We start from the raw sequence: 13,877 nt of genomic DNA, 5'->3' as shown, positions 1-13,877 counted from the left end.
ACTCAGGTCAGCGGCCCGCCATCGCCTCCGCGCCCGCCTGCGCGAACTTCTCGTCCAGCGCGCCGGACGGGGCGCCCGCGACGCCGATTCCGGCGATCGGCGCGTTCTGGGCGGTGACGGGGACGCCGCCGGCCAGGAACAGCGTGCCGGGGATGTCCTTCAGGTTCGGGGTCTGCTTCAGCCGCTCGGCCAGCTCCGAGGTGGGGGCGTTCCAGGAGACCGCGGTGTAGGCCTTGCGCTCGGCGGACTCGTAGGACTGGGGGCCGGCGCCGTCGCCGCGCAGGGTGACGAGCGTGTTGCCGTTGCGGTCGACCACGGCGACCGTGACGCGCTGGTGCTCCTTCTCGGCGGCGTCCAGCGCGGCCTGGGCGGCGCGGGTGGCGGCGTCGATCGTCAGGTGGGTGGACGTGGTGGTCGCCTTGGCCGGGGCGGAGACCGCGGCGGCAGCGGCGGGCGCCGCGGCCGGGGCGGAGGCGTTGGCGGAGACCGCGCCGAAGCCCGCGAGGGCGACGGCGCCGAGCACGGCACCGCCGAGGGCGACACGGGCACGGCGGGAGACCTTCTTGTGCTGGGGCTGCACGGCGTTCATGGGTCGGTCGACTCCTTCGGTGGGCGGGCGGCCCGGTTGCCGTCCCGTTTCCTGCTCTCCAGCCTCGGCCCGGAACCGGGCCCGGACGGTCGACGTTCCGGCTCGCTCGGGAGCGCGGACGGATGACACGGGGGTCATCCGATCGGTTGACCTGCGTGGCCCGCGTCGCCGGTGACAATGGAGGTGTTTGCCCAGTTCAGCGCCCACAGTGAGGAAGGGAGACGAGCCCCCTGAAGCCGGACCGCACGCAGCACCGCACACCGGACCGCACGCCGGGCCACCCGGACGAACCGTGGACACCAGGTGGCTCGGTCTCGTGCTGCACGCCGCGTTCTTCCTGCTGCTCGGCGGCGCGCTCGCCCGGTTCCTGCTGCGTCATCCCGGCGAGCCACGCACCCCGTGGATCATCGCGCTGTGCGTCGTGCTCGTCGTCCTGCATCTGCTGGGGCCGAAGGCGGGCCGCCCGGGTCCGCGGCACTCGGCCTGGCTGGCGCTGGTCGTCGTGGTGTGGATGGTGCTGGTCGTGCTCGCGCCCAGCTTCGCCTGGTGCGCGGTGCCCCTCTTCTACACCGGACTGCGCACCCTGCCGCCCCACGCGGCCCTCGTCCTCGTGGCGGTGCTGACGGTGTTCGTGGTGGCCGCCCAGGTGCAGCTCGGCGGGCGCTTCGACCCGAACCTGGTGCTCGCGCCGCCCGCGGTCGCCGCGCTCGCCACGGCCGTCTTCCTACAGATGGAACGGCAGACCGACCGCCAGCGCGCCCTCATCGACGACCTGCTCCGCACCCGCCGTGAACTCGCCGCGTCGGAACGCCGCGAGGGCACCCTCGCCGAGCGGGAGCGGCTCGCCATGGAGATCCACGACACGCTCGCCCAGGGCCTGTCCAGCCAGCGGATGCTGCTCCAGGCGGCGGACCGGGTGTGGGACGGCGAACCGGACAAGGCCCGCGCCCATGTACGCACCGCCGCCTCCGTCGCCGAGCACAACCTCGCCGAGGCCCGCCGTTTCGTCCACGACCTCGCCCCCGCCGACCTCGCCCGCGGCGGCGGCCTCGCCGAGGCGCTGCGCGCGCTGGCCGTCCGGGAGTCCGGCGCGCAGTGGACCGTACGCGTCCATGTGGACGCCGACGACGAACGGCTCGCCAGGCTGCCCGACCGCGTTCAGTCCGCCCTCCTGCGGATCGCCCAGGGCGCTCTCGCCAACGTCCGCGAGCACGCGGGGGCGAGCGGAGCCGCGCTCACCCTCACCCTCCTCGACGACGAGGTCGTCCTGGACGTCTCCGACGACGGCCACGGCTTCGACCCCGCCGCGCTCCCCGACTCCCCCGTCGAACGCGGACACGGACTCCCCGCGATGCGCGCCCGACTGCGCGCGCTCGGCGGCACACTGACCGTCGAGTCCCGCCCCGGCGAGGGCACCGTCGTGTCCGCCGCCGTCCCATTGGGGGCGCTCCGATGACCACGCTGTCCGCCTGGGGCGCCCCGAGGAGCGCCGCTGCCCCCGGACGCCGGCCCGATGGCCTGCCGCCACAACCCCCAAAAGGACGCCCCGGCGAGCACCGCCACGCCCCCCGAAGGCGCCCTCGATGACCCCCGCTCCCCCGGACCCCGACCCGACGGCCTGCCGCCACGCCCCCGACAAACACCGCCGCCACCCCGGCAGACGCCCCGACGACCACCGCTGCTTCCCCGCACCCCGACCCGACCGCCCGCCGCCACGCCCCCGACAAACACCGCCACCACCCCGGCAGACGCCCCGACGACCACCGCTGCTTCCCCGCACCCCGACCCGACCGCCCGCCGCCACGCCCCGGACAAGCACCGCCGCCACCCCCCGAAGACGACCGAGATGACCACCACCCCCGGCAGACGCCCCGATGACCACCGCCGCCCCCCCCGGACCCGACCCGATGACCACCGCCGTCCCCCGGACCCCGACCCGATGACCGCAGCCGCCCCCAGGAAGGCGCCCCGATGACCACCGCCGTCCCCCGGACCCCGACCCGATGACCGCAGCCGCCCCCAGGAAGGCGCCCCGATGACCACCGACCCCGACCCCGCGTCCGCGATGGCCCCGGGCCCCGCGTCCGCCCCCGTCCGCATCCTCGTCTGTGACGACCACGCCGTCGTACGGGCCGGGCTGCTCGCGCTGCTCGACAGTGCCCCGGACATCGAGGTCGTCGGGGAGGCCGGCACCGGTGAGGAGGCGCTCGCGCTGGCCGGGAAGCTCACGCCGGACGTCGTGCTGATGGACCTCCAGCTGGGCGAGGGCATCGACGGCGTCGAGACCACGCGCCGTCTCACCTCCGCGCCCGGCGCCTCCCCGCACGTCCTGGTGCTGACGACGTACGACACCGACGCCGACATCACCCGCGCCATCGAGGCGGGCGCCACCGGCTACCTGCTCAAGGCCGAGCGCCCCGAAGAGCTGTTCGCGGCGATCCACGCCGCCGCCGAGGGCCGCACCACCCTGTCGGCGCCGGTCGCCGGCCGCGTGATGGCCAACCTGCGCAAGCCGCCGCCCACCCTCACCGACCGGGAACGCGACATCCTGGCCCAGCTGGCCCTGGGCATCGGCAACCGGGACATCGCCCGCGCCCTCTACATCAGCGAGGCCACGGTCAAGACCCATCTGCGCCGCGTCTACGACAAGCTCGGCGTGGACACCCGTGCGGGAGCGGTGGCGGTCGCCAAAGAGCGCCGACTGCTGCCGTGAGGGTCCGCGCCCGTGACCTCGCTACTCCTTCACTCCTTGCGCCAGACCGTCGTGTCCACCTGGACGAAGCTCAACCCCGGCTTGTCCCACAGCGCGGTCGACTTCACCTGGATCACCATCAGCGCGATGTCACCGGAGGGGTGCTGGATGCAGAACTCGCTGCCCGCCGCCGACGCGGCCAGCGAGAAGTTGTGGAACTCCTTGCCCTTGGCGCCGCTGAGCATGAACTTGCAGTCTTCGTAGGTGTTGCCCGGGTTACCGAACATCTGGACGATCAAGCTCTTGTCGCTCTCCAGCGCGCAGCCGATCTCCTCGCAGGTGAAGCGGATGTCGCCCTTGCGGTCGTCGCGGATCTCCGGCCGCTCGCCGCTGTGGAGGTACAGGGAGTTCTGCTCGTCCAGGTTCATGGGCGAGAACCCCGGGATCGCCTGCGGCTGCTGGTCCGCACTCGCCTCAGCGCCCGCCGCCTCCCCGGTTGCGTCACCGCCGTCACCGACTGCCGCGTCGGCCACGTCCGCGGCCGTCGACGAGGACGCCGACGACCGTCGGGATCCGGTGGGTTCCGGTGTCGAGGACGTGCTCGTGCCCCCGTCGCGAGCCTCGTCGTCGCCGCTCTTGGCCCGCCACACCAGGCCCGTCACCAGCAGCGCCGACGCGGTCACGACGGCCGCCGCGATCAGTGCCGTACGTCTGCGCCGGACCCGCCCCTGGTCCGGCACCGTCGGCGTGGACGTCCGCACCGGGGCGATCAGCGGCTGCTGCTGTGCCAGGGACCCGGCGGCGGGCGCCGAGCCGGGCCCGAAGGCCGGCGCCAGGGTCGGCTCCGGTGCCGAGATCTGCGCGGCGTCCGCACCCTCATCTCCCTCCGCAGCCGCGGCCGACCGGGGGTCGGGAACCGGAGCCTGGACCACAGTCGCGTCGGCGACCGGCGCCTGTACCGCCGTGGGGTCGGGGACCGGCGCCGGGGCCGGCACCTCCGGGCCCGTGATCTCCCGCCACACCGCCGGTCCGCCGCCCGCGTCGGCGTCGCGGCCCAGCCGCTGCCGGCACCACTCGACGACCTCGGCCGCGGTGACGCGGTCCTTCGGATCGGCGGCGAGACACCGCGCGATCAGCGGCCGGATCGGTTCCGGCAGACCGGACAGGTCGGGCGCCGCGTGCACGATGCGGTACAGGACGGTGGCGGAGGGGCCGTTGCCGTACAGCGGCGCGCCGAGGGCGGCGAAGGCCGCCGTCTGGCCGAGCGCGAAGATGTCGGTGGCCGCCGTGATCTCGGTGGCGAGCGCCTGTTCGGGGGCCATGAACTGGGGTGTGCCGATGGCGGCGCCCGTGGTGGTGTGCGCGGTCAGATCGGCGGCCAGGGAGATACCGAAGTCGATGACGCGCGGACCGTCGGCGGCCAGTAGCACGTTCGACGGTTTGAGGTCCCGGTGCACGATGCCGGCCCCGTGGATCGCCTGGAGCGCCTCGGCGACGCCCGCCATCAGCCACAGCACCGCCGGGACCGGCAGCGGCCCGCGCCGGTGGACGGCCTCCGCGAGGGAGGGCCCGGGGACGTAGAGCGTGGCCAGCCAGGGCGGTGTGCCGTCGGCGTCGGCGTCGAGGAGTTCCGCGGTGTAGGCGCCCCTGACCTGCCGGGCCGCGTTGATCTCCCGGCGGAAGCGACGGCGGAAGTCCGGATTGTCGGCGAGTTCCGGCCGTACGACCTTGATGGCGACCGGCCGGCCGCCCTGGGTGTGCGACAGGTAGACGCGCCCCATGCCGCCCGCGCCGAGCCGCGCGGCCAGCCGGTAGCCGGCCACCTGAAGCGGATCGTCCCCCTGTAGTGGCTGGAACGCCTCGGACGCGTCGTTCATCGGCCCCCGTCCCCCCTGCTCCCCTGGTTGTCGTGTCGGCCGACGTCTGTTTGACGGTTTGACCAACGGCAGAAGCCTAAGGGGTGTCCGGGGCGTTCTGATCAGGACCCTTCCCCCTGCGCCCGCCCCGCCCCCGCTCCGGCTGCCCGGCCCCGTGTCCTCCCGGACGTCGGCCGGCGCCGACGTAACGTGGTGGGCGGTCACGACGGGTGGCCGCGGTCCAAAGCCCCGGGTGGCGTGATGTGTTGGAGTGCGACGGCCGACCTGGTGGCCGGTACGGCGGTCTCGGCGGTCGGCGTCGCCTGCCTGGCGCGGGTGCGCCATCCGCGCGATGTCCCGCTGGCCGGGCTTCCGTTGCTGCTCGGGGCGCATCAGATCGTCGAGGCGCTGGTGTGGAACTCCGGTGGCGGCAGCGGGACGGCGACGGTGGTGTGGGCCGTCATCGCGCTGCCCGTGCTGGCTTTAGGCGTGCCGGTGGCCGTGTGGTGCGCGGCCGTGCCGCGGGCCCGGCGCCGGTTGGCGGTGCCGCTGGTGGCCGGGGCGGTGACGGCCGCGGCGCTCGCGCAGGCCCTGGTCTCCGGGCCGGTGACGGCGGAGATCCGCGGGCACACCATGGGCTATTCGATCGGGCTGCCCCACACCCCGCTGCTCATCGCCGGGTATCTGCTGGCGACCGTGGGCTCGCTGCTGCTCTCCGGCGACCGGCGGCTGTTCGTGCTGGGGCTGCTGATGGGCGGGGGTGCGCTGGTCTGCTCGGCGCTGTGGCGGCTGGAGTTCGTCTCGACCTGGTGCGCGCTGGCCGCCCTGTGCTCGGTGGTGCTGCTCGGCTGGGTGCGTTCCCGGTCTCGAGGGGCGGTGGAGGTTTCCCTCTGACGCCGTCGATCTTTCCCGAGCGGCCTGCGCCGCGCGCCCCCCGTGGGCCAGGATGAGCGGGTCATGAACCCGCACGTCGCGAACCGCCGAGCACCGCTGCCCGTCCTGCGGGCCGCGGTGTTCGCCGTCGTCGGCTCCGTGCTCGGGGTGAGCGCCCACCATCTGCTCGGTGCGGAGTCCGTGCCGTGGGCGCGGGCGGCGACCGTGGCCGCCGGGCTCTTCGGCCTGGGGCTGGTCGGCGTGCGCCGGCCACGTCATGTGGGCACGGTCGTCGTGTGCAGCGTGGCGGGGCAGTCGGGGCTGCATCTGTGGCTGACGCTCACCGCGCACACGCCGCGGGCGCACGTCCACCACCACGGCCACACGACGATGCGGGAGCAGCCGCTGCACGGCTCCGTGGCCATGACGGCGGCCCACGCCCTGGTCGCCGTACTCGTCGCGGTGCTGCTGCACCGTGCGGACGTGGCCTGTTGGACGCTCGCCCGGGGTGTGGGCAGGGTGCTGGGCTCGGTGCGGGCCCATGTGGCCGCCGCGCGGGCGCTGTTCACTTGGCCGCAGCCGACCGGGCGGCTCGGTGTACCGGTTCCGCGGGCGGCGGAGGATGTGCGGACGGCGCCCATGGGGACCGTTCTCGCGTACGCGGTGGTGCGGCGGGGGCCGCCGCCGGGTCGGGCAGCTCTCGTCACCTGACCCGATCGGGGTGCCTGTTCGGCTCTCGCCGTACGGCGGCCCCGTCATACCCCCATGCCTGGAGACACCCATGTCCCGCATCACCCGCCGTCTGACCGTCGCCGTGGCCGCGGCGGCAACCGCCGTACTGTGCACCGCCGTTCCGGCCACCGCCCATGTGGAGGTCGAGTCGGACGCCGCGCAGGCGCTCGCCCAGAACGCCGAACTCACCTTCACCGCCGAGTCGGAGTCCACCACCGCCGGGATCGCCCGGATCCGGGTGGTCCTGCCGAAGGGCATCGCCCCGTCCGACGTGACCTACGAAGACGGCCCCGAGGGCTGGAAGTTCAGCGCGACCGACGACGGCTACACCGTGAAGGGCGCGGCGCTGAAGGTGGGCGCCGACGCCGAGTACTCCGTCGTCGTACGGCAGTTGCCGGACGCGAAGGAGCTGGCGTTCAAGACGCTCCAGACGTACGGCGACGGCAAGGTCGACCGCTGGATCGAGCTGGACGAGTCCGGCGACGACGACGGGCACGGCCACGCGGAGGGCAACCCCGCTCCGGTGCTGAAACTGAAGGCCGCCGCGCCGGGCGCGACGCCGGTCGGCCCGTCGCCCAGCGTCTCCGAGAGCGCGTCGGCGACACCGACCGCAGAGAAGACCGACGCCTCGCCGACCCCGCAGGCGGCCGACTCCGAGCAGGACGACGACGGCGGTCTGTCGGCCGGGGCGTGGGTCGCCGTCGCGGTGGTGCTGGTCGTGGCGGTGGCCGTCGTGTTCGCCGTACGCCGCAGGAGTGGCGCCCGGCAGTAAGCAGGCGCGGCGCCCGGCAGAAGCCGGGGGACGCGGGCGTCGCGGGGGCTGGTCAGTCGCGCGGTTCGTCGGGACCATCCGGGAGGACACCGTCGAACCGGCGCGGAGGAGTGCCCCCGATGAAGGCCATCGTCCAGTACGCGTACGGCTCCACCGATTCACTGCAACTGCGGGACGTCGAGCGTCCCGTGCCCCGCGACGACGAGGTGCTCGTGGAGGTACGGGCCGCGGGCGTCGACCCGAGCGTGTGGCATCTGATGACGGGCCGGCCCTACATCGCCCGGCTCAGTCCCGAACTGGGGCTGCGCCGCCCCGCCCATGTCGTGCGCGGCTGGGACGCGGCCGGCCGGGTGGCGGCGGTCGGGGAGAAGGTGACCGGGTTCAGGCCGGGGGACGAGGTGTTCGGGCAGTGCGACGGCTCCTTCGCCGAGTACGCGCGTGCCAAGCCCGAACAGCTCGCCGCGATGCCCGCGGGCCTGTCCTTCGTCCAGGCCGCCGCCCTGCCGGTCTCCGGCATCACCGCGCTCCAGGCCCTGGACCAGGCGCTCCCGGGCCCCGGCCAGAGGGTCCTGGTGATCGGCGCCTCGGGCGGCGTGGGCACTTTCGCCGTACAGCTCGCCGCGCACTACGGTGCCGAGGTCACCGGGGTGTGCGGTCCCGGCGCGGCCGATCTGGTCGGGTCGCTGGGCGCCACCGACGTCATCGACTACACCCGGGAGGACATCACCGCCCGCGCCGTCCGCTACGACCTCGTCGTCGACGCCGCCGGCAACCGTTCCCTGTCCCGGTTGCGCCGGGTCCTCGCCCCGCGCGGCACGGTCCTCTTCGTCGGCGGCGAGGACGGGGGGCCGGTGCTGGGCGGTCTGGACCGCCAGGTGCGCGGTCTGGTGCTGTCCCTCTTCGTGGGCCAGCGCCTGCGCCCGGTCTTCGCCCGTACCCGGCAACCGGATCTGCTGAGGCTCAAGGCCCTGGCGGAGACGGCGGCGATCGCCCCGGTGATCGACCGGACCTACCCCCTGGAGGACGCCGTGGCCGCCGTACGGCATCTGGAGAGCGGGCATCCGCGCGGCAAGCTCGTCGTCACCGTCTGAACGGCTGGGTCAGCCCGGCGTCGGGGGTTCCAGGCGGGAGAGCCAGGTGGTGAGCAGCTGCTCCAGGGTCTCGGCCTCGGTGGGTGTCAGCAGGTCCAGGAGCCGGCGTTCGTTGTGCATGTGGTCGGTGAAGGCCTGGTCGACCAGGGCGCGGCCGGGGTCGGTGAGGGCCACGATCCGGCCGCGCTGGTCGTCGGCGGAGCGGCGGCGGGTGACGAGGCCGGCCCGCTCCAGCCGGTCGATGCGCTTCGTCATCGCGCCGGTGGTGACCATGGTGTGCGCGGCGAGTTCGCCGGGCGCCCGCTCGTAGGGCTCACCGGCCCGGCGCAGGGCGCACAGGACGTCGAACTCCCCTTCGCCGAGGCCGTAGCGGCCGTAGACGAGCACGAGTTCCTCGGTGAGCCGGTCGGCGAGCCGGTGCAGTCGGCCGATCACGCCTTGCGGACCGACGTCGAGATCGGGCCGCTCGCGGCGCCAGTCGGCCTGGATACGGGCTACGCGGTCCGGCGGCTGCCGGTCTTCCGTGGACATGCACCCCACTTTAGCTTCCCGAGAAGTTATATTGGCTTCCATGGAAGCTAATGCGCGGTGGGTGGCACTGACCGCCGTGGCGCCGGTGGCCTGGGGCACCAACTACTACGTCACCCATGAGTTCCTGCCGACGGACCGGCCGCTGTACGGGGCCGCCCTGCGGGCGCTGCCGGCCGGCCTGGTGCTACTGGCCCTCGCCCGGCGGCGACCACGCGGGGTGTGGTGGTGGCGGTCGGCGGTGCTCGGGCTGCTCAACGTGAGCGTGTTCTTCGTCCTCGTCTACGCCGCCTCGCAACTGCTCCCGACGAGCGTGGCCTCGACCGTCATGGCCGTGTCCCCGCTGACGATGATGCTCATCGCCTGGCCCCTGGTCGCCGAGCGGCCCGGCGCCGCCCCTCTCACCGGCGCCGCCGTCGGACTCGCCGGGGTCTGTCTGATGCTGTTCACCGGCGCGGACGGGGCGAGTGTGCCGGGGATGCTCGCGTCCGGCGGGGCGATGCTGGTGTCGGCCTTCGGCCACATCCTGACCAAGAGGTGGAACGCGGGCGGCGCGGTGCTCGCCTCGACCGCCTGGCAGCTGACCGCCGGGGCGCTGTTCCTGCTGCCGGTCGCCGCGGCCGTGGAGGGTCCGCCGCCCGCCCTGTCCACTTCGGCGCTGCTCGCCTTCGCCTATGTCTCCGTCGTCGCCACGGCACTGGCCTTCACCGTGTGGTTCGCCGGCCTGCGGCGACTACCGGCGGGGACGGTCGGTCTGATCGGGCTGCTCAACCCCGTGACCGGGGTGCTGCTCGGCACGGCGCTCGCGGGCGACGCGCTGACCGTCCGGCAGGTGTGCGGGCTGCCGCTGGTGCTGCTCGGCGTCCTGCTCGGCCGCCCGCGACGCGCGCGCCCGGCCGCTCGGCCCGTGCCGGCCGCCTGCAACGCCCCTTGAGACGGGGCAAGGTGGAGGGGTGAGCGAACGACGCTTCGACGTGTGGACCACCGGCGACGCCTACGAGCGGTACATGGGCCGGTGGAGCCGGCTGGTCGCCGACGAGTTCGTCCGTCGCCTGGACCGTCCGCCCGGGGACCGGTGGCTGGACATCGGCTGCGGGTCGGGGGCGCTCACCTCGACGGTGGCCGCACGGTGCCGGCCCGGCGCCCTGCTGGGCGTGGAGCGGTCCGCCGGGTTCGCGGCGACGGCGCGCGCGTCCACTCCCCCGCCGACGTGGGTCGCCGTGGCGGACGCCCAGGCGCTGCCGGTACGGGACGCGGTGTTCGACGTGGCCGTCAGCGGACTGGTGCTGAACTTCCTGCCCGCGCCCGGCGTCGCGCTGGCGCAGGCGGTGCGTGGGGTGCGGCCGGGCGGCGTGGTGGCCGCCTATGTGTGGGACTACGCCGAGGGCATGGGTTTCCTGCGCCACTTCTGGGCCGCCGCCACGGCAGTCGACCCGTCGGCCGGGGCCCACGACGAGAGCCGGCGCTTCCCGCTCTGCCGGCCGTCCGCACTGCGTGCCCTGTGGCGCGAGGCAGGGCTGACCGACGTCACGGTCGCACCGATCGAGATCCCGACCTTGTTCGCCCACTTCGACGATCTGTGGACCCCGTTCCTGTCCGGCCAGGGCCCGGCCCCCGGCTATGTCGCCGCCCTCTCCCCCGACCGCCGCGAGCAGCAGCGCCGGGCACTGCGCGAACGGGTGCCCACGCAGGCCGACGGGACGATCCCGCTGACGGCTCGCGCCTGGGCGGTACAGGGGCGCAGGGCCACGGAGTAAGCGCGTCGGCCGGACGCGTCGGTGACGCACCCGCCGTCGAGAGGCCGGCACCCGCACAGCGGAGGGAGTGGCTCACCACGACGCGGCTCACGCCGCTCCGTCAGCCAGAAGAGATACCCCGCGAGTTCGGACTCGATCCAGGCGTGGACCTGTGCGCGTCCGGCCCACCACTCGCGCACCGCCCGCGGCGTCCAGTGCCGCTACCGGACCATCCGCACCAGCCCCGCCACCTCACGGGGGTTGTCGGGCTGACGGTGGACGAACTCATGGCGCAGGGGTGCCGGCGGAGCCGGGCGCGCAGGTCCCTGGCCGCCCGCTCGACCTCACGCTCGAAGAGCTCCGACTCGCATGTGCCTTTCCGCCCTGCCCGTCCGCTCCGCGCTGACCGTCAGGGATGCCGCAGCAGTGCGCAGACGAGGTTCTCCTCCAGCTCGCGCATCCGCTCCACCTGGGCGGGGTCGGTCGCCTTGTTGATCTGCGTGGTGGCGGAGAACGTCAGCGAGCGGCGGCCGTCCGGGCTGGCCGCGACGAGCTGGGTGTAGCCGAGGGTGTTGCCGGTGTGGCCGTACACGGCACCGCACCGGGTGTCGTACCGGAAGAGCGCGAGGCCCGCCCGGTTGTGTCCGGGCCCGGCGGGCTCGGAGGAGCCCTCGATCCACCGGCGCTGCGCGTGGATCATGCGTCCTCCGAAGAGCGCGCCGCCGACGTAGCCGCGGACGAAGCGGTTCATGTCGGCCGGTGTGGAGACGATGCCTCCGGAGGCCCACACGCCGGACATGCCCAGGACCTCGCTGACGTCCTCCGGCGCGGCCGGCGGGTCCACGGCGTAGCCGTGCATGTACGGCTTCGGCATCCGGTAGCCCTGCGGCAGGCTGGTGCGGTGGAGGCCGAGCGGCCGGTAGACGAGTTCACGCAGGAGGCTTTCGTACCGGGTCCCGGTCGCCGCCTCCGCCATCAGCGCCACGGCGATGTTGTCCGAGTTGGAGTACTGGTAGCGGCTGCCGGGGGCGAAGCGGAGCGGCTTGTCGGCCACGTAGTCGAGCAGGCGGCGGGAGTCGAAGTGGTGCCGCGGGTCGGCGCGGATCTCGTCCCGGAACACGGTGCTCTCCGAGTAGTCCGGCAGCCCGCTGGTGTGCTGGAGCAGCTGGCGCAGTGTCACCGCGCCCCAGGCGGCGGGCAGTCGGGGCAGGCGCCGGGCCAGGGTGTCGTCCAGGTCGAGGGCGCCGCGGTCGGCCAGTGCCAGGGCCACGACCCCGCTGTAGGCCTTCGCGGTACTGGCGATGCGCATGTGGTCGTCGGGGCGGGGCGGGCGGCCGGTGCGGAGGTCGGCGGCGCCGGCGGTGAGGACGCGGGTCTTCCTGCCGTAGTGGAGGACGGCGATGACGGCGGGTGGGCCGCCGGGGCTGCGGACGAACCGGTCGAGCTGCTCCTGGAGTCGGTGGTCGTCGCCGCCTCGCGGGGCGGCGGACGCGGGGCCGGCGGCGGTGACGGGGGTCAGTACGGCCACGCAGAGCGCGGCGACGGAGGCGGCGCGCAGGGCGGAGGACAGATGCATCAAGGGCTCCCGGGGGGTGGGCTGGGCTGCGGTCCAGCCTGTCCGGCCCCACCTGTGACCTGCCCCTTGTGCTGCTGCATCCGGCCCAGTCGGTCTCCGCCCCGCCGCCTCACAGCCGTACGACGATCAACGCCGTGTCGTCCGTCGCCCCTTCCGGCGGCAGCAGCTCCAGCAGCACCGCGTCCGCCATCGGTTCGGGTTCGGCCTTGCGGTGCCGGGTCAGGGAGTCCGCGAGCCGGCCGAGGCCAGTGTCGATGTCCTCGCGGCGGCGCTCCACCAGTCCGTCGGTGTAGAGGACCAGCGTGTCGCCCGCGCCGAAGCCGACCGTCGCCTCGGGGCGCGAAACGGGGTCGGGGCTGGCGTCCAGCGGCGGATCGGTGGCCCCGTCGAGGAACTCCACCCGGCCGTCGGCGTGGACGAGGGCCGGCGGGAGATGGCCGGCGCTGCTGTAGGTGATCGTGCGGGCGTCGAAGTCGACGAAGGTGGTGACCACCGTCGCGGACTCGGCGCCGGGGACGACGTTGGCGTACCGGCCGAGGACGTCGAGGGCCTGCGCGGGCCCGTCGGCGACCCGGGAGGCGGCACTCAGCGCGCTGCGCAGCTGGCCCATCACGCAGGACGCGGCCAGCCCGTGCCCCACCACGTCGCCGACCGCCACGCAGATGCGGTCGCCGCCGATCCGGTCCACGAGGTCGTACCAGTCGCCGCAGACGTTCAACGCGCCGACGGCGGGCCGGTAGCGTACGGCCGCCCGGTGGTCGCGCACCTGGCGCGGCGCCGGGAGCATCGCCTCCTGGAGGGCGAGGGCGACCTCGCGCTCGCGCGCGTGGGCCTTTCTCAGCCGCTCGTTGACCTCCTGCAACTCCCTGGCGCGGATGTACAGTTCGGCCTCCAGCGCCCGGGCCCGGGTCCCGACGGGGCCGCCGCGGTCTCGGATGAACTCGGTGACCTCCTCGACCCGGTGCACGAGCAGGACGACCTCGCCGTCCGGGCCGAGCACGGGGGCGTTGATGGGGCTCCAGTAGCGTTCCTCCCACTGTCCCGGCTCCTCCAGGGAGTGCACGTCGTAGCGCTGTACGGCCATGGTGTCGCGCTCACCGGTGGCCAGGACGCGCTGGAGGGAGGCCGCGAGGTTACGCATGCCGGAGGCGGCCGGGTCGCCGGGGTTGTCGGGGAAGACGTCGAAGAGGTAGCGGCCGACGAGCTGTTCCCGGCTGCGTCCGGACATACGGATGAACTCCTCATTGGCGTCCACGTACACCAGCTCGGGGGTCAGCACCGCCACCATGCCGGGCAGCGCCTGGAACACCGCTGCGTAGTCGATCCCAGCGTCCGCCATGGCTCTGCCGCCTCACTGCCGTTATCGCATCACATCCCACGATATGAGCCACGGCCGCCGTTTCCCCGCCGACCGCGCGCCCCGCCCCCGCCT

At 74.1% G+C, this 13,877-nt stretch carries 13 protein-coding genes; 8 read left to right on the top strand and 5 right to left on the bottom strand.

Translation table 11 applies throughout. The features are described from left to right. Positions 1–7: 7 nt before the first annotated feature. Positions 8–589: a heme-binding protein gene (locus OG885_RS41835; protein ID WP_405741638.1), complete on the bottom strand. Its 582-nt coding sequence runs from the start codon at positions 587–589 to the stop codon at positions 8–10. A gap of 292 nt (positions 590–881) precedes the next feature. On the opposite strand from OG885_RS41835, the gene OG885_RS41830 reads away from it, so the two are divergent. Beyond that, on the top strand, positions 882–2,045 hold the full coding sequence (locus tag OG885_RS41830) for a sensor histidine kinase (RefSeq protein WP_405741635.1): 1,164 nt from the start codon (positions 882–884) through the stop codon (positions 2,043–2,045). Positions 2,046–2,624: 579 nt separating this feature from the next. After that, positions 2,625–3,302: a response regulator gene (locus OG885_RS41825; RefSeq protein ID WP_405741632.1), complete on the top strand. Its 678-nt coding sequence runs from the start codon at positions 2,625–2,627 to the stop codon at positions 3,300–3,302. A gap of 29 nt (positions 3,303–3,331) precedes the next feature. Here the strand turns inward: OG885_RS41825 and OG885_RS41820 are convergent, their stop codons facing one another. Beyond that, complete coding sequence (locus OG885_RS41820; RefSeq protein WP_405741629.1) at positions 3,332–5,158, bottom strand: serine/threonine-protein kinase; 1,827 nt, start codon at positions 5,156–5,158, stop codon at positions 3,332–3,334. Positions 5,159–5,398: 240 nt separating this feature from the next. On the opposite strand from OG885_RS41820, the gene OG885_RS41815 reads away from it, so the two are divergent. The 4 genes from OG885_RS41815 (at position 5,399) to OG885_RS41800 (ending at position 8,605) form a co-directional block, all read left to right on the top strand. Then, positions 5,399–6,031 (top strand): DUF6629 family protein, encoded by a 633-nt coding sequence (locus OG885_RS41815; protein WP_405741626.1) that lies wholly within the window; start codon positions 5,399–5,401, stop codon positions 6,029–6,031. 63 nt (positions 6,032–6,094) lie between these two features. Beyond that, positions 6,095–6,721 (top strand): hypothetical protein, encoded by a 627-nt coding sequence (locus tag OG885_RS41810; protein WP_405741623.1) that lies wholly within the window; start codon positions 6,095–6,097, stop codon positions 6,719–6,721. 70 nt (positions 6,722–6,791) lie between these two features. After that, positions 6,792–7,514 (top strand): DUF1775 domain-containing protein, encoded by a 723-nt coding sequence (locus OG885_RS41805; RefSeq protein ID WP_405741621.1) that lies wholly within the window; start codon positions 6,792–6,794, stop codon positions 7,512–7,514. Between the two features lie 119 nt (positions 7,515–7,633). After that, positions 7,634–8,605, top strand: coding sequence for an NAD(P)-dependent alcohol dehydrogenase (locus tag OG885_RS41800; RefSeq protein ID WP_405741618.1), 972 nt, complete (start codon positions 7,634–7,636; stop codon positions 8,603–8,605). A gap of 9 nt (positions 8,606–8,614) precedes the next feature. On the opposite strand, the gene OG885_RS41795 is transcribed toward OG885_RS41800, so the two are convergent. Continuing rightward, positions 8,615–9,136 carry a MarR family winged helix-turn-helix transcriptional regulator gene (locus OG885_RS41795; protein ID WP_405741615.1) on the bottom strand — a complete coding sequence of 174 codons (522 nt, stop codon included), beginning with the start codon at positions 9,134–9,136 and terminating at the stop codon, positions 8,615–8,617. 40 nt (positions 9,137–9,176) lie between these two features. Between OG885_RS41795 and OG885_RS41790 the strand changes: the two genes are divergently transcribed. Both OG885_RS41790 and OG885_RS41785 read left to right on the top strand, forming a co-directional pair. Next, on the top strand, positions 9,177–10,067 hold the full coding sequence (locus tag OG885_RS41790) for an EamA family transporter (protein WP_405741613.1): 891 nt from the start codon (positions 9,177–9,179) through the stop codon (positions 10,065–10,067). 19 nt (positions 10,068–10,086) lie between these two features. Further along, positions 10,087–10,890 carry a class I SAM-dependent methyltransferase gene (locus tag OG885_RS41785; RefSeq protein WP_405741610.1) on the top strand — a complete coding sequence of 268 codons (804 nt, stop codon included), beginning with the start codon at positions 10,087–10,089 and terminating at the stop codon, positions 10,888–10,890. Between the two features lie 388 nt (positions 10,891–11,278). Here OG885_RS41785 and OG885_RS41780 read toward each other — a convergent pair whose 3' ends face one another. Next, the gene (locus OG885_RS41780; RefSeq protein WP_405741607.1) at positions 11,279–12,445 is read right to left on the bottom strand and encodes a serine hydrolase domain-containing protein; all 1,167 of its coding nucleotides are present in this window, start codon (positions 12,443–12,445) and stop codon (positions 11,279–11,281) included. A gap of 109 nt (positions 12,446–12,554) precedes the next feature. Next, positions 12,555–13,784: a PP2C family protein-serine/threonine phosphatase gene (locus tag OG885_RS41775; RefSeq protein ID WP_405741604.1), complete on the bottom strand. Its 1,230-nt coding sequence runs from the start codon at positions 13,782–13,784 to the stop codon at positions 12,555–12,557. Positions 13,785–13,877: the final 93 nt, after the last annotated feature.

Origin of the sequence: Streptomyces sp. NBC_00028, assembly GCF_045041065.1 — a bacterium.
Lineage (GTDB): Bacteria > Actinomycetota > Actinomycetes > Streptomycetales > Streptomycetaceae > Streptomyces.
The sequence above is the reverse complement of the archived record's forward strand: the minus strand, read 5'-3'. Positions and strand labels throughout refer to the sequence as shown.